17 protein-coding genes and 1 riboswitch are annotated in these 16,252 nt (G+C 64.1%); of the genes, 15 read left to right on the forward strand and 2 right to left on the reverse strand.

The features are described from left to right. Window positions 1-364: 364 nt before the first annotated feature. The 6 genes from J4D52_RS04350 to J4D52_RS04375 all read left to right on the forward strand — a co-directional run bounded on the left by J4D52_RS04350 (window position 365) and on the right by J4D52_RS04375 (window position 5,663). On the forward strand, window positions 365-1,390 hold the full coding sequence (locus J4D52_RS04350; protein ID WP_102676562.1) for a DUF2066 domain-containing protein: 1,026 nt from the start codon (window positions 365-367) through the stop codon (window positions 1,388-1,390). A 37-nt stretch (window positions 1,391-1,427) separates the two neighbouring features. Next, complete coding sequence (locus tag J4D52_RS04355) at window positions 1,428-2,501, forward strand: AI-2E family transporter (RefSeq protein WP_063432657.1); 1,074 nt, start codon at window positions 1,428-1,430, stop codon at window positions 2,499-2,501. Window positions 2,502-2,729: 228 nt separating this feature from the next. Beyond that, window positions 2,730-3,434, forward strand: a complete 705-nt coding sequence (gene hda / locus J4D52_RS04360; protein ID WP_007898944.1) for a DnaA regulatory inactivator Hda — start codon at window positions 2,730-2,732, stop codon at window positions 3,432-3,434. A gap of 214 nt (window positions 3,435-3,648) precedes the next feature. Further along, the gene (locus J4D52_RS04365; protein WP_025805656.1) at window positions 3,649-4,272 is read left to right on the forward strand and encodes a C40 family peptidase; all 624 of its coding nucleotides are present in this window, start codon (window positions 3,649-3,651) and stop codon (window positions 4,270-4,272) included. Window positions 4,273-4,437: 165 nt separating this feature from the next. After that, window positions 4,438-4,971 carry a C40 family peptidase gene (locus tag J4D52_RS04370; RefSeq protein WP_007927778.1) on the forward strand — a complete coding sequence of 178 codons (534 nt, stop codon included), beginning with the start codon at window positions 4,438-4,440 and terminating at the stop codon, window positions 4,969-4,971. Between the two features lie 29 nt (window positions 4,972-5,000). Then, window positions 5,001-5,663 carry a class I SAM-dependent methyltransferase gene (locus tag J4D52_RS04375; protein ID WP_102676563.1) on the forward strand — a complete coding sequence of 221 codons (663 nt, stop codon included), beginning with the start codon at window positions 5,001-5,003 and terminating at the stop codon, window positions 5,661-5,663. A 2-nt stretch (window positions 5,664-5,665) separates the two neighbouring features. On the opposite strand, the gene J4D52_RS04380 is transcribed toward J4D52_RS04375, so the two are convergent. Next, window positions 5,666-6,985 (reverse strand): sorbosone dehydrogenase family protein, encoded by a 1,320-nt coding sequence (locus tag J4D52_RS04380; protein ID WP_025805654.1) that lies wholly within the window; start codon window positions 6,983-6,985, stop codon window positions 5,666-5,668. A 72-nt stretch (window positions 6,986-7,057) separates the two neighbouring features. Beyond that, window positions 7,058-7,639 (reverse strand): hypothetical protein, encoded by a 582-nt coding sequence (locus J4D52_RS04385; protein ID WP_025805653.1) that lies wholly within the window; start codon window positions 7,637-7,639, stop codon window positions 7,058-7,060. A 170-nt stretch (window positions 7,640-7,809) separates the two neighbouring features. Continuing rightward, window positions 7,810-8,046: riboswitch (cobalamin riboswitch) on the forward strand. Window positions 8,047-8,125: 79 nt separating this feature from the next. Here J4D52_RS04385 and cobO point away from each other — a divergent pair. The 9 genes from cobO (at window position 8,126) to cobC (ending at window position 16,251) form a co-directional block, all read left to right on the forward strand. Beyond that, entirely contained in the window at window positions 8,126-8,737 is a 612-nt protein-coding gene (cobO, locus tag J4D52_RS04390) for a cob(I)yrinic acid a,c-diamide adenosyltransferase (RefSeq protein WP_025805652.1), read from the forward strand. Then, the gene (locus tag J4D52_RS04395; RefSeq protein ID WP_102676564.1) at window positions 8,734-10,059 is read left to right on the forward strand and encodes a cobyrinate a,c-diamide synthase; all 1,326 of its coding nucleotides are present in this window, start codon (window positions 8,734-8,736) and stop codon (window positions 10,057-10,059) included. Before cobO ends, J4D52_RS04395 begins: the two co-directional genes overlap by 4 nt. Further along, entirely contained in the window at window positions 10,056-10,706 is a 651-nt protein-coding gene (gene bluB / locus J4D52_RS04400) for a 5,6-dimethylbenzimidazole synthase (protein WP_102676565.1), read from the forward strand. Before J4D52_RS04395 ends, bluB begins: the two co-directional genes overlap by 4 nt. After that, window positions 10,703-11,611: an adenosylcobinamide-phosphate synthase CbiB gene (cbiB, locus tag J4D52_RS04405; RefSeq protein WP_025805648.1), complete on the forward strand. Its 909-nt coding sequence runs from the start codon at window positions 10,703-10,705 to the stop codon at window positions 11,609-11,611. The genes bluB and cbiB overlap by 4 nt, the downstream gene beginning before the upstream one ends. Next, complete coding sequence (cobD, locus tag J4D52_RS04410; protein ID WP_102676566.1) at window positions 11,604-12,596, forward strand: threonine-phosphate decarboxylase CobD; 993 nt, start codon at window positions 11,604-11,606, stop codon at window positions 12,594-12,596. Before cbiB ends, cobD begins: the two co-directional genes overlap by 8 nt. Beyond that, window positions 12,593-14,044, forward strand: a complete 1,452-nt coding sequence (locus J4D52_RS04415; RefSeq protein WP_102676567.1) for a cobyric acid synthase — start codon at window positions 12,593-12,595, stop codon at window positions 14,042-14,044. The genes cobD and J4D52_RS04415 overlap by 4 nt, the downstream gene beginning before the upstream one ends. 61 nt (window positions 14,045-14,105) lie before the next feature. After that, on the forward strand, window positions 14,106-14,627 hold the full coding sequence (cobU, locus tag J4D52_RS04420) for a bifunctional adenosylcobinamide kinase/adenosylcobinamide-phosphate guanylyltransferase (RefSeq protein ID WP_102676568.1): 522 nt from the start codon (window positions 14,106-14,108) through the stop codon (window positions 14,625-14,627). Then, window positions 14,624-15,679: a nicotinate-nucleotide--dimethylbenzimidazole phosphoribosyltransferase gene (cobT, locus tag J4D52_RS04425; protein ID WP_102676569.1), complete on the forward strand. Its 1,056-nt coding sequence runs from the start codon at window positions 14,624-14,626 to the stop codon at window positions 15,677-15,679. The genes cobU and cobT overlap by 4 nt, the downstream gene beginning before the upstream one ends. Further along, window positions 15,676-16,251: an alpha-ribazole phosphatase family protein gene (gene cobC, locus J4D52_RS04430; RefSeq protein ID WP_102676570.1), complete on the forward strand. Its 576-nt coding sequence runs from the start codon at window positions 15,676-15,678 to the stop codon at window positions 16,249-16,251. Before cobT ends, cobC begins: the two co-directional genes overlap by 4 nt. Window position 16,252: the final 1 nt, after the last annotated feature.

Below are 16,252 nucleotides of genomic sequence, written 5' to 3' on the forward strand. Positions count from 1 at the left end.
TTCAGGGGTATCGACCGAGTCCAGGGAGGCCATTGAAACAGTCACGGCGGCAATGCCGCGCGATCATTTCAGCGACCCCGGCTGTTGCCGGTCTGCGAAGGCGCGCGATTTTATCAGGCTTGAGGTGTAGCGGCCATCCTCGGGCCGACGGGCAGGGCATATCCGCTTAAAAAAAACCGCAATTGCGCGTGTCGATCGCGTCGCTCAGGGCTGTATAAGGTATAGCCTTGTACCCGCTGTCGTTATGACAGCACGAAAACTTCCACCGATCGGGTGAATGTTTGCCTGGGCTTTGTGGTCACAGCCTGGGTCAGTCCTGTTCATGCGGTCTGTTCCAGCCGCCTTTTGTCGTCGGGAATCCTCCATGCGTTTGTGCAAATTTCTTTTTATGGGCTGTTTGTCATTGGTCAGCCTGGCGAGTCATGCCGAAACCCTCAATAACCTGTATCAGGTCCGCGAGCCGGTCAGCAGTCAGGCTCCTGGCGAGCGCGATCAGGCCACCCAGCGGGCCCTGGAAACCCTGGTATTGCGCCTGACCGGCGATAGCAAGGCCCTGCAGAACCCGGGGTTGGCGGCGATCCGCAAGGACCCGCAGCAGATCATCAGCCAGTACGGCTACGACGCCGGTCCTCCCGAAAGCCTGCAGGTCGACTTCGATCCGGCCAGCACCGATCGGGCGTTGCGCCAGGCTGGCTTGTCCCTGTGGGGCAGCAATCGCCCATCGATTCTCGGCTGGTGGCTGACCGACTCCAGCGAAGGTTCCAGCCTGGTGGGCGATGGCCAGGCCAGCGCTACGCCATTGCGTCGTGCGGCCCTGCATCGCGGCTTGCCGCTGCGTTTGCCGCTGGCTGACCTGAATGAGCAGATTGTCGCCACGGCGCCGAATCTCGAAGGTTCCGATCCGGCGCCATTGCGCGCCGCGTCGGAGCGTTACGGCGCGGACGCCCTGCTGGCGGTGCATGCCAGTGAAGAGGGCGGTCAGTGGCAGGCCAAATGGCGCCTGTGGCTGGGTGACCAGAAGGAGCAGGGCAGCGTCCAGGGAGCTGATGTGCCGGCCTTGGCCGATGCCGTGCTGTTGGCGGTCAGCCAGCGCCTGGCGCCGCGTTTCGTGGTCAAGCCGGGGGCATCCAGCGAGCAGTTGCTGGAAGTGCAGGGCATGAACCTAGAGCGCTATGCGGCGTTGGGGCGTCTGCTCGAACCTTTCGGCGGGCGTTTGCAGAGCGTCGATGGCGATCGCTCGGTGTATCGGGTCAGTGGCAGCGCCGAGCAATTGCGTGCGCAACTGAGCCTGGCTCGGTTGCAGGAAGTCCCGGCAGGCGCTGCGCCTGTCCAGCCAACTGTCGAGGGCGCGACACCTGCGCCGGCCGCGCAACTGCGTTTTCGCTGGTAGGTTTTCTTTCTTTAATATAGAAGCAATGGAGTGGTTCATGGCTGATACGCGTCGATGGGTCTGGTTGGGTGGGTTGGTCCTGCTCTGTGGGTTTGTGTACCTGTTGCATCCGATCCTGACGCCGTTCCTGGTGGCCTTGTTGTTGGCCTATCTGTTCGATCCGCTGGTGGACCGACTGGAAAGGCTCGGCTTGTCGCGCACCTGGGGCGTGGTGGCGGTGTTTGCCCTGTTCACCCTGATCGTCATGGCGTTGCTGCTGGTGCTGGTGCCCATGCTCGCCAAGCAACTGTTGCGCCTGTACGAGCTGGCGCCGCAGATGCTCGACTGGCTGCAGCACACGGCGATGCCCTGGGCGCAGTCCAAGTTGGGCTTATCCGACGGTTTCTGGAAGTTCGACAAGGTCAAGGCGGCGATCAGCGAACACATGGGGCAGACCACCGATATCGTCGGCGTGGTCCTGAGCCAGGCAACGGCCTCCAGCCTGGCGCTGATCGGCTGGCTGGCCAACCTGGTGCTGATTCCGGTGGTGAGCTTTTACCTGCTGCGCGACTGGGACCTGATGATGGCGAAGATCCGCAGCCTGTTGCCCCGTGATCGCGAGGAGCGGGTGGTGGCGCTGGCGGGAGAATGCCATGAAGTGCTGGGGGCGTTCGTCCGTGGCCAGCTGCTGGTAATGGTCGCCCTGGGAATGATCTATGCCGCCGGCCTGATGCTGGTCGGGCTTGAGCTGGGCCTGTTGATCGGCTTGATTGCCGGCCTGGCGGCCATCGTGCCGTACATGGGGTTTGTCATCGGCATCGGCGCAGCGCTGATTGCCGGATTGTTCCAGTTCGGCGGCGACCTGTACCCGATGATCGGCATCGTGGCGGTGTTCATGGTTGGCCAGGCCCTGGAGGGCATGGTGCTGACCCCCTTGCTGGTGGGGGATCGGATCGGTCTGCACCCGGTGGCGGTGATCTTCGCGATTCTCGCCGGGGGCGAGCTGTTCGGTTTCACCGGCATCCTGCTGGCCTTGCCGGTGGCGGCGGTGATCATGGTGCTGGTGCGCCATGTGCACGACTTGTACAAGGATTCGGACATCTATAGTGGTGCAGAGGAGTCCGAGCGGTAACGCCTACTGTTGATGCTTTAGGGGCGCCCGTGTTTCAGGCGGGCGCCTCTGAGAGTCTTTACAGCTGTCACATCCACCGTCAAAGAAACCCCCGTGATTTCATCAGGCTAACGCAAACCTTTGATTTTGCTTGTGGTCTGCTGCATTGTGCGCCCGGCGTCACGGGTATAAACTTTGCAAACTTTACACAGAGGCCACTAACGGTTCGTTTGGAACTGTTCAGTCAGCATGAAACCGATTCAGCTGCCCCTAGGTGTGCGTCTGCGTGATGACGCCACCTTCATCAACTACTACCCAGGCGCCAATGCCGCTGCACTCGGCTATGTCGAGCGGCTTTGCGAAGCCGACGCCGGCTGGACCGAAAGCCTGATCTACCTCTGGGGCAAGGATGGGGTAGGGCGCACGCACTTGCTGCAGGCGGCCTGCCTGCGGTTCGAGCAGTTGGGGGAGCCGGCGGTCTATCTGCCCCTGGCGGAGTTGCTGGATCGCGGCATCGAAATCCTCGACAACCTGGAACAGTACGAACTGGTCTGCCTGGACGACTTGCAAGCGGTGGCGGGCAAGGCTGACTGGGAAGAGGCGCTGTTCCATCTGTTCAACCGTCTGCGTGACAGCGGCCGGCGCCTGTTGATCGCGGCCTCGACCTCTCCACGGGAGCTGCCGGTGAAGCTGGCGGACCTCAAATCCCGCCTCACCCTGGCGCTGATCTTCCAGATGCGCCCGCTCTCTGACGAAGACAAATTGCGTGCATTGCAATTGCGTGCCTCGCGTCGCGGGCTGCACCTGACCGACGAAGTCGGGCACTTTATCCTGACTCGCGGTACCCGCAGCATGAGCGCCTTGTTCGAGCTGCTGGAGCGCCTCGATCAGGCGTCCTTGCAGGCTCAGCGCAAGCTCACCATTCCCTTCCTCAAAGAAACCCTGGGCTGGTAAAACCGCGGGCGGTAGTGGCTTTTTGGCATATTTCAGGCGCCAGAAAACCCGCATCCGGAAGCGGTTCCAGAGGCGCGTGCGTTTAAAATGGGCTTAAGGCCTTAGATGTTGAGTAGAAACCGATAAGTCACATTTCAATCGATTGAATTTGCAAATTAGAGCGATAGAAGGCATAGTCGCGGCTTCTTTATAACTTTAAGCCACGGTCGTGCCCATGCTGAAGCGCTTCGCACCCCTCGTGCCTCTTGCACTCGTCACCCTGTTGTTTGGTTGCGCCACCCACTCTCCGGTGAGCCAACAAGAGCAGCAACAACAGGTTCAAAACTCTTCAAAAGCCCAGTCTTCCGCTATTTTCCAGGAAGAGCTGGCAACCGAAAAAGAACTCGCCGAGTTCGCTGACAGCAAGCCTTACCAGCTGCCAGTGCTGGCTGACAGTATCCTCGAACGTGGCATGTCCCTGATCGGTACCCGTTACCGTTTCGGCGGTACCTCTGAAGCCGGCTTCGATTGCAGCGGTTTCATCGGCTACCTGTTCCGTGAAGAAGCCGGCATGAATCTGCCGCGCTCCACCCGTGAAATGATCAACGTTGACGCTCCACTGGTTGCGCGTAACAAGCTGCAGCCGGGCGATCTGTTGTTCTTCGCCACCAATGGTCGTCGCGGTCGTGTAAGCCACGCTGGCATCTACCTGGGCGATGACCAGTTCATCCATTCCAGCAGCCGCCGCAGCGGTGGTGTGCGAGTGGACAGCCTGGGCGACAGCTACTGGAGCAAGACCTTCATCGAAGCCAAGCGCGCCCTCGCCATGGCCCCGACCGTGGTCACCGCACGCAAGTAAGCGGACTTTTTGTAAGGTGAAGTTAAAGTCTTACTTGAAGTTTGGCGCGTAGACGCTAGAATCCTGATCTATTGTTGAAAACTAACCGCGTAAGCCCTGCTTACGCGGTTTTGTTTTCGGCCTCACGGCAGAGAAAGCCGCATCCAGATCAGGATTGTTCTGCATATGTCGACGTCGGCCCGCCTCGCATTGATCGTTCTCGCCGCGCTGCTCAGCGCGTGCGCCAGCCGTACCCCGCCACCCGCGCCTGTGGTACGTGCTCCCGTTTTCAATACTCCCCAGACCTTCTCGCCAGCTGCCGAAGACGTGCTGTTTCGTGCGTTGGGCCTGGTGGGCACGCCTTATCGCTGGGGCGGCAACACACCGGATTCCGGTTTCGATTGCAGTGGCCTGATCGGCTACGTCTATCGCGATGCCGCCGGTATCTCGCTGCCGCGTTCGACCCGCGAAATGATCGGCATGCGTGCACCGAATGTCGGCAAGAACGCCTTGCAGACCGGCGACCTGATATTTTTTGCCACCAATGGCGGTTCCCAGGTCAGCCACGCGGGCATCTATGTCGGCGAAGGCCGCTTCGTCCATGCGCCGGCCACCGGTGGTACGGTGAAGCTGGACAGCCTGTCCAAGGCCTATTGGCAAAAAGCCTACCTGAGCGCCAAGCGCGTGCTGCAGCCAGAGCATCTGGCGCACAACCCTTAGGTTCTTCCTATCTCTGCGTCGAGGTTGCCATGACCGCTCGTACCCTCAACCTCGACGACGCCCTCTATCACTACTTGCTCGACGTTTCCCTGCGCGAAACGCCGCTGCTGCGCCGTCTGCGTGACGAAACCCAGGCGCTGCCCATGGCGCGCTGGCAGGTGGCGCCCGAGCAGGGGCAGTTCCTCGCGTTGCTGATCAAACTGATCGGTGCCCGGCGTGTGCTGGAGGTGGGGACTTTCACCGGCTACAGCGCCTTGTCCATGGCCGCGGCCTTGCCGGAGGATGGCCAGTTGATCTGCTGTGACATCCCGGGCGATTACAACGCCACCGCGCGCCGCTACTGGCAGGAAGCGGGTGTCGCCGGGCGGATCGAGTTGCGTCTGGCGCCGGCCCTGGAGACCTTGGCCAAGATCGAGCAGGAGGAGGGCGAGGCTGGTTTCGACCTGGTCTTCATTGACGCCGACAAGGCCAATTACCCGGCTTATCTGGAAAGTGCCTTGCGCTTGCTGCGCGTGGGTGGGCTGGCGGTGTTCGATAACACGCTGTGGAGCGGTCGGGTGCTGGAGGAGAATCCCCAGAGCGAAGACACCCGGGCCATCCAGGCACTCAATCGTGCCTTGAAGGATGACCCGCGTGTCGACCTGTCGCTATTGCCCCTGGGGGATGGCCTGACCCTGTGTCGCAAGCGCTGAACCTATTGCGCCTTGGCTGCTGACACGCGCCAGACCTTGTTGCCGACATCATCGGCCACAAGTAGATCCCCTTGCTTGTCGATCACTACGCCGACCGGGCGGCCCATGGCTTTCTCGTCGGCGCTGAGGAAACCGGTCAGGACGTCCACCGGTTGGCCCACCGGCTTGCCGTTGGCGAAGGGGACGAAGATCACCTTATAGCCGCTATGGGGCTTGCGGTTCCACGAGCCATGCTGGCCGATGAACACGCCTTGGGTGAACGGCGCCGGCAGCTTGCTGCCTTCGGCGAATGCCAGGCCCAGGGAGGCGGTATGCGGGCCGACGGCATAATCCGGAGCGATAGCCTTGGCCACCAGGTCCGGGTTCTGCGGGGTGACTCGCACGTCCACATGCTGACCGTAGTAGCTGAATGGCCAGCCATAGAAGGCGCCATCCTTGACCGAGGTGATGTAGTCCGGCACCAGGTCGCTGCCGATCTCGTCGCGCTCGTTGACCGCGGTCCACAGCTGGCCACTTTGCGGCTCCCAGGCCATGCCGTTGGGGTTGCGCAGGCCGGAGGCGAAAATCCGTTGCTTGCCGCTGGCGCGGTCGACTTCCCAGATGGCGGCGCGACCTTCCTCCTGGTCCATGCCGTTTTCGCCGACGTTGCTGTTGGAACCGACCGTGACGTACAGCTTGCTGCCGTCCTTGCTGGCAATCACGTTTTTGGTCCAGTGGTGGTTCAGCTTGCCGCCAGGCAGGTCGACCACCTTGGTCGGCTGGGCGCTGATCTTGGTGTCGCCGTCCTTGTAGGGGAAACGCACCAGGCGATCGGTGTCGGCGACGTACAGGTCATTGCCCACCAGGGTCATGCCGAACGGCGAGTTGAGGTTTTCCAGGAACACCGTGCGGGTTTCCGCCACGCCATCCTGATCCTTGTCCCGCAGCAGGGTGATGCGGTTCGGGCTGGGCACGCCGGCCCCGGCGCGGCTCATGATCTTGCTGGCGATCCAGCCACGAATACCCTTGCTGTCATCGGGGGAGGGCGGGGCGTTGGTCTCCGCCACCAGTACGTCGCCATTGGGCAGCACATACAACCAGCGTGGATGGTCCAGGCCTTCGGCGAATGCGGCCACCTGGGTGCCGGCGGCGGCCACCGGTTTGGCGCCTTGCGGCCAGCCGATCGCGGGCGCGATGTTCACGGTCGGAAGCAGGGTCTTGTTCGGTTCGGGCAGTTTCGGCGAGGGGCCGGTGCCGTCGGAGACCTGGAGGGTGGAGCTTTCGCCACAGGCGGCAAGGCCTGCGGCGAGGGTAATAAGGATTGCGTATCGAGGCTTGAGCATGCTGATTTCCCTATGAATGCACGACGTCGGTGTAGTCATAGAGAAGCACAGACGGGCGATGGTTCAACCCGTTCAGCGTGCTTCCTTGAACAGCACGGCAACGCCGGGGTGATAGTTGCCGGCTTCGTTGCGCAATTTGCGGTACGCGTAGGGGAAGTACCAGGCGACGGCGCAGCAATGTTCCTTTTGCAGGTCGTCGACCATGTCCTGCAGTTCTTCCGGGGTGGCGCTGTGCTGGGTTTTCTGTGGTGTGACGAACAGGCAGCCGAGTTTCAGATCGCTGGGGTAGCTGGCTTTTTTCGCGTCGCTGGCGGCATCCAGCAACGGTTGGGTCAGGTGCAGGCTGTTGACCCGGGGCCAGCGCTGGGTGGTCTGGATATAGACGCGTTCCTCCTGCGTGGCGATGTACAGGTCGGTGCGACCGCTGCGGTCGCCGTCCTCGACCTGTTTTTTGCTCGGGGTGTGCTCCAGGGTGACCATCTCCGCCATCCAGGCCGCCGCCGAGAGCAATCCCAGGTTGGCTTTTTCGTCGAACCAGTAAGGGCTTTCGTTATCGCCGCGCACGGCGTTGTAGCGGTCGATGCAATCGAACCAGCGTTCCAGGGCAGGGCGCAGGAATTCCAGTTTCGGATTGCTGACGATCATGCCTTTCATCGGACTTTTCCTATTATTGTTGAGATGTTGGAGTTTTTTAACGGGATTATGGCTATTTGATATCACTGCGCTGAGTGTGGCACAAGATTGGCGTCATATTTCCGATATGCAGCAGTTCGTCGATCTGTCGGCCCCCGGCTTTAATTGACGCTCCACCCCCAACCCTCTAACCTTCGCGACTTGTTTCAGGTGCTCTGTGGCCGCAGGTCGACAGAGTGAAACAGGGAAGCCGGTGAGTACGCATGCCGAAGACGCATGCACGACGATTCCGGCGCTGCCCCCGCAACGGTAAGTGAGTCAAGACTGCGCCTGATGCCACTGTGTCGACTGTCGACATGGGAAGGCGCGCAGTTGGGCATCCCAGCCACTCACAAGCCCGGAGACCGGCCTGATCCATCCAACGGCATCACGGTGGGCGATGCCAGGCTTGCGCCGTCTATTCCTATTCCTGCCCCCCGTTATCCAGCCCCAACGGAGAGCTGCCCCATGACTGAATCCCCTGATCGTGACGAACGCCATCTGGCGCGCATGTTGCGCAAAAAAGCTGTGATCGATGAACGCATCGCCAATTCGCCGAACGAGTGCGGTTTGCTGCTGGTGCTGACCGGCAACGGCAAAGGCAAAAGCAGCTCGGCCTTCGGCATGCTCGCGCGGGCCATGGGCCACGGTATGCAATGCGGCGTGGTGCAGTTCATCAAAGGCCGCAACAGCACCGGCGAGGAATTGTTTTTCCGGCGCTTCCCGGAGCAGGTGCGCTTCCATGTCATGGGCGAGGGCTTCACCTGGGAAACCCAGGACCGCCAGCGCGACATCGCCGCCGCCGAAGCCGCCTGGGCGGTTTCCCGCGAACTGCTGAGCGATCCGAACATCGGCCTGGTGGTGCTCGACGAATTGAACATCGCCCTCAAGCACGGCTATCTGGACCTGGATCAGGTGCTCAGTGACCTGCAGGCCCGGCCGCCAATGCAGCATGTGGTGGTCACCGGGCGTGGAGCCAAGCCGGAGATGATCGAACTGGCCGACACCGTCACTGAAATGGGCATGGTCAAGCATGCCTTCCAGGCCGGGATCAAAGCGCAAAAAGGCGTCGAACTGTGAGTGATGCCCGTCATTGCCCGGCGGTATTGATTGCCGCGCCGGCTTCCGGTCAGGGCAAGACCACCGTGACCGCCGCGCTCGCCCGCCTGCATCGCAATCAGGGACGCAAGGTGCGCGTGTTCAAGTGCGGCCCGGACTTTCTCGACCCGATGATCCTCGAGCGCGCCAGCGGTGCGCCGGTGTATCAGCTGGACATGTGGATGGTCGGCGAGCAGGAAAGCCGCCGCCTGTTGTGGGAGGCCGCCGGCGAGGCGGACCTGATCCTGATCGAAGGCGTGATGGGGCTGTTCGACGGCACGCCGTCCAGCGCCGACCTGGCGCGGCATTTCGGGGTGCCGGTGCTCGCGGTGATCGATGGCACCGCCATGGCCCAGACCTTCGGTGCCCTGGCGCTGGGGTTGGCGCGTTATCAGCCGGACTTGCCGTTCGCCGGCGTGCTGGCCAACCGCGTCGGTACCCTGCGCCATGCGCAGTTGCTCGAAGGCAGCCTGACCGAGGGCCTGCGCTGGTACGGCGCGCTGTCCCGGGAAACTGGCATCGAACTGCCCAGCCGCCATTTGGGGTTGGTGCAGGCCAGCGAACTCAACGATCTGGATTTGCGTCTCGACGCGGCGGCCGCCGCCTTGGCTGACAGCTGCGAAGTGGCCTTGCCGCCGGCCGTGGCGTTTGCCGCTCCCCAGACAGTTGCCGTCGAGCCGCTGTTGGCCGGCGTGCGCATTGCCGTGGCCCGCGACGAAGCCTTTGCCTTTACCTATGGCGCGAGCCTGGATCTGCTGCGGGCCATGGGCGCTGAACTGGACTTTTTCTCGCCAATCCATGACGCGGTACTGCCCGAGGCAGACAGCCTGTACCTGCCAGGCGGTTACCCGGAGCTGCATCACCGGGCGCTGGCGGCGAACGGCTCGATGCTCAGCGCGATCCGCGCGCATCACGCTGCCGGCAAACCCTTGCTCGCCGAGTGCGGCGGCATGTTGTATCTGCTGGACTCCCTGACCGACGTCGACGGCGAGCGTGCCGAACTGCTGGGCCTGTTGCCCGGCGATGCGGTGATGCAAAAGCGCCTGGCGGCCCTGGCCTTGCAGGCGGTGGAGTTGCCGGAAGGTTCGCTGCGCGGGCATACCTACCACCACTCGTTGACCAGCACCGAGCTTGCGCCGATCGCCCGGGGACTGAGCCCGAATGGCGGGCGCGGCGCGGAAGCGGTTTACCGCGAAGGGCGGATGACCGCCTCTTATGTGCATTTCTATTTTCCGTCCAACCCCGAAGCGGTGGCGGCTCTGCTGGCGCCGGCAGGAGCGAGCGTGCTCGCGCGGTGCCCATGAGCGACAACGCCTTTTCCGCGGCCGAACGCGACGCGGTCTATCGCGCGATCGCCGAGCGTCGCGATATGCGCCACTTCGTCGGTGGCACGGTCGAGCCGCAGGTCTTGCGTCGCCTGCTGGAAGCGGCGCACCAGGCGCCCAGCGTCGGCCTGATGCAGCCCTGGCGTTTCATCCGTATCAGCGACCGGCCGTTGCGCGGGCAGATTCAGCAGCTGGTGGAAGAGGAGCGGGTACGCACCGCCGAGGCCCTGGGCGAACGTTCCGACGAGTTCATGAAGCTCAAGGTCGAAGGCATCAACGACTGCGCCGAGGTCCTGGTGGCGGCGCTGATGGACGACCGTGAGCGGCATATCTTTGGCCGGCGCACCTTGCCGGAAATGGATCTGGCTTCGCTTTCCTGCGCGATTCAGAACCTGTGGCTGGCGGCTCGGGCCGAAGGGTTGGGCATGGGCTGGGTGTCGCTGTTCGAGCCCGCTGCCCTGGCCGAGTTGCTTGGCCTGCCGGCCGGGGCCAAGCCACTGGCGGTGCTGTGCCTGGGGCCGGTGGGCGAGTTTTACCCGGCGCCGATGCTGGTGCTCGAAGGCTGGGCGCGGGAGCGTCCGCTGAGTGAATTGCTGTATGAAAACTATTGGGGAGTGAGTCAATGAGTGTGGCGTTGCTGAGTGTCGCCGGGGTAGCGCTGGACGCGTTGCTGGGCGAACCCAAACGCTGGCATCCGCTGGTGGCGTTCGGCCGTTTTGCCGATCGCATCGAGCAACGTTTCAACTCCGGCGGTCGCGGCTGGCGCAGTCATGGCGTCACTGCCTGGGTCATCGCGGTGCTGCCGCTGACCCTGCTGGCAACGCTGTTTTCCTGGCTGCCCTATATCGGCTGGCTGTTCGAGATCCTGGCGCTGTACTGCGCCCTCGGCCTACGCAGCCTCGGCGAGCATGTCGAGCCAGTGGCCCAGGCCTTGCGCAGCGACGACCTGGATCAGGCGCGGCAGCGGGTCGGTTATCTGGTCAGTCGCCAGACCAGCGAACTGGATGCCACCGAAGTCGCCCGCGCCGCCACCGAGTCGGTGCTGGAGAACGGCAGCGACGCGGTGTTCGCCGCCTTGTTCTGGTTTGCCGTGGCCGGCGCGCCGGGCGTGGTGCTCTATCGTCTGAGCAACACCCTGGATGCGATGTGGGGCTATCGTAATGAACGTTTCGAGCGTTTCGGCTGGGCGGCGGCGAAGATCGACGACCTGCTCAACTATGTTCCGGCCCGTCTGGTGGCCCTGACTTACGCGTTGCTGGGCAAGACCCGCCTGGCGCTGAAATGCTGGCGCCGCCAGGGGCCGACCTGGGACAGCCCGAACGCCGGGCCGGTGATGGCGGCCGGGGCCGGGGCCCTGGGTGTCGAGCTGGGCGGCGCGGCGATCTATCACGGCGAGCTGCACCAGCGGCCGCAGCTGGGCGAGGGCGTGGCGGCCGATGCTTCGTCCATCGATCGCGGCTGGCAACTGGTACAGCGTGGGGTCTGGTTATGGCTGCTGATTCTCTGCGTGGGAGCTGAGTTCTATGCTTGAGCACGGTGGCCGCCTGCGCAAGGCGGCCGATCAATACGGCATCGCCGAGGCCGACTGGCTGGACCTGTCCAGCGGCCTGGCGCCCTGGCCGTGGCCGATTCCCGAGATCGGCATGCGGGCCTGGGCGCGCCTGCCGGAAACCGACGATGGCCTGGAGCAGGCCGCCCGCGACTACTACGGTGCCGCCCATGTGTTGCCGGTGCCCGGCTCCCAGGCGGCGATCCAGCTGCTCCCGCGTTTGCGCCGCGCCGGCAAGGTCGGCGTGCTGTCGCCCTGTTATGCCGAACACGCCGAAGCCTGGCGCCGCAGCGGCTACATCGTGCGTGAGGTGCTGGAGCAGGAAGTGGACTTTTTCCTCGACAGCCTGGACGTGCTGGTGGTGGTCAACCCGAACAACCCCACAGGCCTGAGCCTGACCCCGGAGCGCCTGCTGGACTGGCACGCGCGCCTGGCGCAGCGCGGTGGCTGGCTGGTGGTCGACGAGGCCTTCATGGACAACACTCCCCATCTGAGCCTGGCGGCCCAGGCCGATCAGGTGGGGTTGATTGTCCTGCGTTCCTTCGGCAAGTTTTTCGGCCTGGCCGGTGTACGCCTGGGCTTCGTCCTGGCCGAGCGCAAGTTGCTCAAGCTGCTGGCCGAACAGGTCGGCCCCTGGGCCGTCAGCGGACCGACCCGGGTGCTGGGCCAGGTGTGCCTGCGCGACAATGAAGGCCATGAGCGGCAACGGCTGCGCAGCGAAGCGGCGAGCCTGCGCCTGGCGCAACTGCTCGAACGCCACGGCCTGAAACCCCAGGGTGGCTGTGCGCTGTTTCAGTGGCTGATCACCGATCGCGCCGAACTGTTGCATGAGTTCATGGCGCGCCGGGGCATCCTGCTGCGATTGTTCACCCACAACAGCAGCCTGCGTTTTGGCCTGCCGGCCGACGAAGCCGACTGGTCGCGTCTCGAACAGGCCTTTGTCGCCTACGCCAAGGAACACCCATGACCACCCTGATGGTGCAGGGCACCACCTCCGATGCCGGTAAAAGCACCCTGGTGACGGCGCTCTGCCGCTGGCTGACGCGCCAGGGCGTCAGCGTCGTGCCCTTCAAGCCGCAGAACATGGCCCTCAACAGCGCGGTGACCGCCGACGGCGGCGAGATCGGCCGGGCCCAGGCGGTGCAGGCCCAGGCCGCGCGCCTTGCGCCGCACACCGACATGAACCCGGTGCTGCTCAAACCCAACAGTGACACCGGGGCCCAGGTGATCATTCACGGCCGCGCGGTGACCACCATGAACGCCGTGGCCTATCACGACTACAAGGTCATCGCCATGCAGGCGGTGCTGGCCTCTCACCAACGCCTGAGCGCGGCCTATCCGGTGGTGATGGTGGAGGGCGCGGGTTCGCCGGCGGAGATCAACCTGCGGGCTGGCGATATCGCCAACATGGGCTTTGCCGAAGCGGTGGACTGCCCGGTGCTGCTGATCGCCGACATCAACCGTGGCGGGGTTTTCGCCCATCTGGTGGGCACCCTGGAGCTGTTGTCGCCGAGCGAGCAGGCGCGGGTCAAAGGTTTCATCATCAACCGTTTTCGCGGCGATATCGCCCTGTTGCAACCGGGCCTCGACTGGCTCGAAGCGCGTACCGGCAAGCCGGTGATCGGCGTGCTGCCCTACGTGCTGGACCTGCATCTGGAGGCTGAGGACGGTATCGACCAGCGTCAGGCCGACAAGGCCGAGCAGGTGCTGAAAGTGCTGGTGCCGGTGTTGCCGCGCATCAGCAATCACACCGACTTCGATCCATTGCGCCTGCACCCCCAGGTGGACCTGCAATTCATCGGTCCTGGCCAGGCGATTCCGCCGGCCGACCTGATCATCCTGCCCGGCTCGAAAAGCGTGCGCAGCGACCTGGCGTATCTGCGCGCCCAGGGCTGGGACACGGCCATCGCCCGGCACCTGCGCTATGGCGGCAAGTTGCTGGGTATTTGTGGCGGTTTGCAGATGCTCGGCGAGCAGTTGCACGATCCCCTGGGGCTGGAAGGCGCGCCAGGCTCCAGCGCGGGGCTGGGGCTGCTGGCATTCGAGACGGTGCTGGAACAAGAGAAGCAACTGCGCAACGTGCGTGGACACCTGGCGCTAGAAGAGGCCGAGGTCAGCGGTTATGAGATCCATGCCGGCGTCACGACGGGGCCTGGGCTGGAACTGCCGGCCGTGACTCTGGACGACGGTCGTTGCGATGGCGCGCGCAGCGACGATGGGCAGATTCTCGGTACCTATCTGCACGGCTTGTTCGAAGCGCCGGCGGCCTGCAGTGCGTTGCTGCGCTGGGCAGGGTTGCGCGAGGTGCAGGCGGTCGATTACCACGCGCTGCGCGAGCGCGACATCGAGCGCCTGGCCGACCTGGTGGAACAGCACCTGGACACCGAGCGCCTGCGCCATCTTTGCGGGCTTTAGAGCGTCGACGCCGGTATCGCGGCGCCGCTGTGGCTGTACCTCAATTCAAGGGTTTCCAAGCATGTTGCAACTGATCCTCGGCGGTGCCCGCTCCGGTAAGAGTCGCCTGGCTGAAAAGCTCGCCGGCGAGAGCGGCCTGGCCGTGACCTATATCGCTACCAGCCAGGCGCTGGACGGCGAAATGAACCGGCGCATTGCCCATCACCGCGAACGGCGTCCGGCCGAATGGGCATTGATCGAGGAGCCGCTGGAACTGGCGCGGGTGCTGCGTGAAGCGGCGAGCGCCGAGCGCTGCCTGCTGGTGGATTGCCTGACCTTGTGGCTGACCAACCTGTTGCTGCTGGAAGATGCCGAGCGGCTCGCCAGTGAGCGCGACGCACTGTTGGAATGCCTGGCGTCACTGCCGGGCGAAATCATTTTTGTCAGCAACGAGACCGGAATGGGTGTCGTGCCGCTGGGCGAATTGACTCGCCGTTATGTCGATGAAGCCGGTTGGCTGCATCAAGCCCTGGCCGAGCGTTGTCAGCGGGTAGTGCTGACGGTGGCCGGCCTGCCTCTGACTCTGAAAGGAACTGCGTTATGAATGACTTCTGGTGGCTGCGGCCGTGCAAGGCGCTCGACACTCAAGCCCTGGAGGCGGCGCGGTCGCGTCAGCAGCAATTGACCAAGCCCGCGGGTTCGCTGGGGCAACTGGAGCAGGTAGCGGTACAGCTGGCCGGCTTGCAGGGGCGGGTCAAGCCTGGCCTGGAGCAACTGTGGATCGCGATTTTTGCCGGCGACCACGGGGTGGTGGCCGAGGGCGTTTCGGTCTATCCGCAGGAAGTCACCGGGCAGATGCTGCACAATTTCGTCACTGGCGGTGCGGCCATCAGCGTGTTGGCGCGGCAGCTGCGGGCACGCCTGGAAGTGGTCGACCTCGGCACGGTGACACCCGGGCTGAACCTGTCTGGCGTGCGTCATTTGAACCTGGGAGCGGGCACCCGGAACTTCGTCGAGGGGCCGGCCATGACCCAGGCCCAGGGCGAGCAAGCCCTGCAGGCTGGACGTGACAGTGTGCTGCGGGCCGTCGAGCAGGGCAGCGAGCTGTTTATCGGTGGCGAGATGGGCATCGGCAACACCACTGCGGCCAGCGCCGTGGCCTGCGCCTTGCTGGACATTCCGGTGGCGCACCTGGCGGGGCCGGGCACCGGCCTGGATGCGGCGGGTGTCAGTCATAAGGCGCGGGTGATCGAGCGGGCCTTGAGCCTGCATGCCGCCCAGCGTGGCGATGCCTTGCAGACCTTGTTCAACCTCGGCGGTTTTGAAATCGCTGCCCTGGTGGGGGCGTACCTGGCTTGTGCCCAGGAGGGCGTGGCGGTGCTGGTCGACGGTTTCATTTGCAGCGTGGCGGCGCTGGTAGCCGTGCGGCTGAACCCCGAGTGCCGCCAGTGGTTGCTGTTCGGCCATCGTGGGGCCGAGCCGGGGCATCGACATATCCTGCAAACCCTCGAGGCCGAGCCCTTGCTGGACCTCGGTTTGCGCCTGGGCGAGGGCAGTGGCGCGGCGCTGGCGGTGCCCTTGCTGCGCCTGGCCTGCGACCTGCACGGGCAGATGGCGACTTTCGCCGAAGCGGCCGTGGCGGATCGTCCGGCATGACTTTGCGCCTGGACCTGCTGCGCCATGGTGAAACCGAACTCGGTGGTGGCCTGCGCGGCAGCCTCGACGATGCCCTGACCGATGCCGGATGGCAGCAGATGCGCGCCGCCGTCGCCGACCAGGGGCCTTGGGATCGGTTGGTGAGCTCGCCCTTGCAACGCTGTGCGCGTTTCGCCGAGGAACTGGGCGTGCGCCTGGCGTTGCCGGTGAGCCTGGACCCGGATCTGCAGGAACTGCATTTCGGCGCCTGGGAAGGGCAGAGCGCGGCGGCGCTGATGGCGACCGACGCCGAGGCGCTGGGGCGGTTCTGGGCCGATCCCTATGCCTTTACTCCACCGCAGGGCGAGACGGTGCTGGCGTTTTCCGAGCGGGTGCTGGGGGCGGTCGAGCGTCTGCACCAGCGTTATGCCGGCGAGCGGGTGCTGCTGGTCAGTCATGGCGGGGTGATGCGGTTGTTGCTGGCCCGGGCCCGGGGTTTGCCGCGAGAGCAGTTGTTGAATGTCGAAGTCGCTCACGGTGCCTTGTTCGCCCTGACTGTCGAGGCTGGCCTGGTGTTGAGCGAAGGAGTCTGAG

It is taken from the genome of Pseudomonas sp. GW460-12-10-14-TSB1, assembly GCF_017349775.1.
Taxonomy (GTDB): Bacteria; Pseudomonadota; Gammaproteobacteria; order Pseudomonadales; family Pseudomonadaceae; genus Aquipseudomonas; species Aquipseudomonas piscium.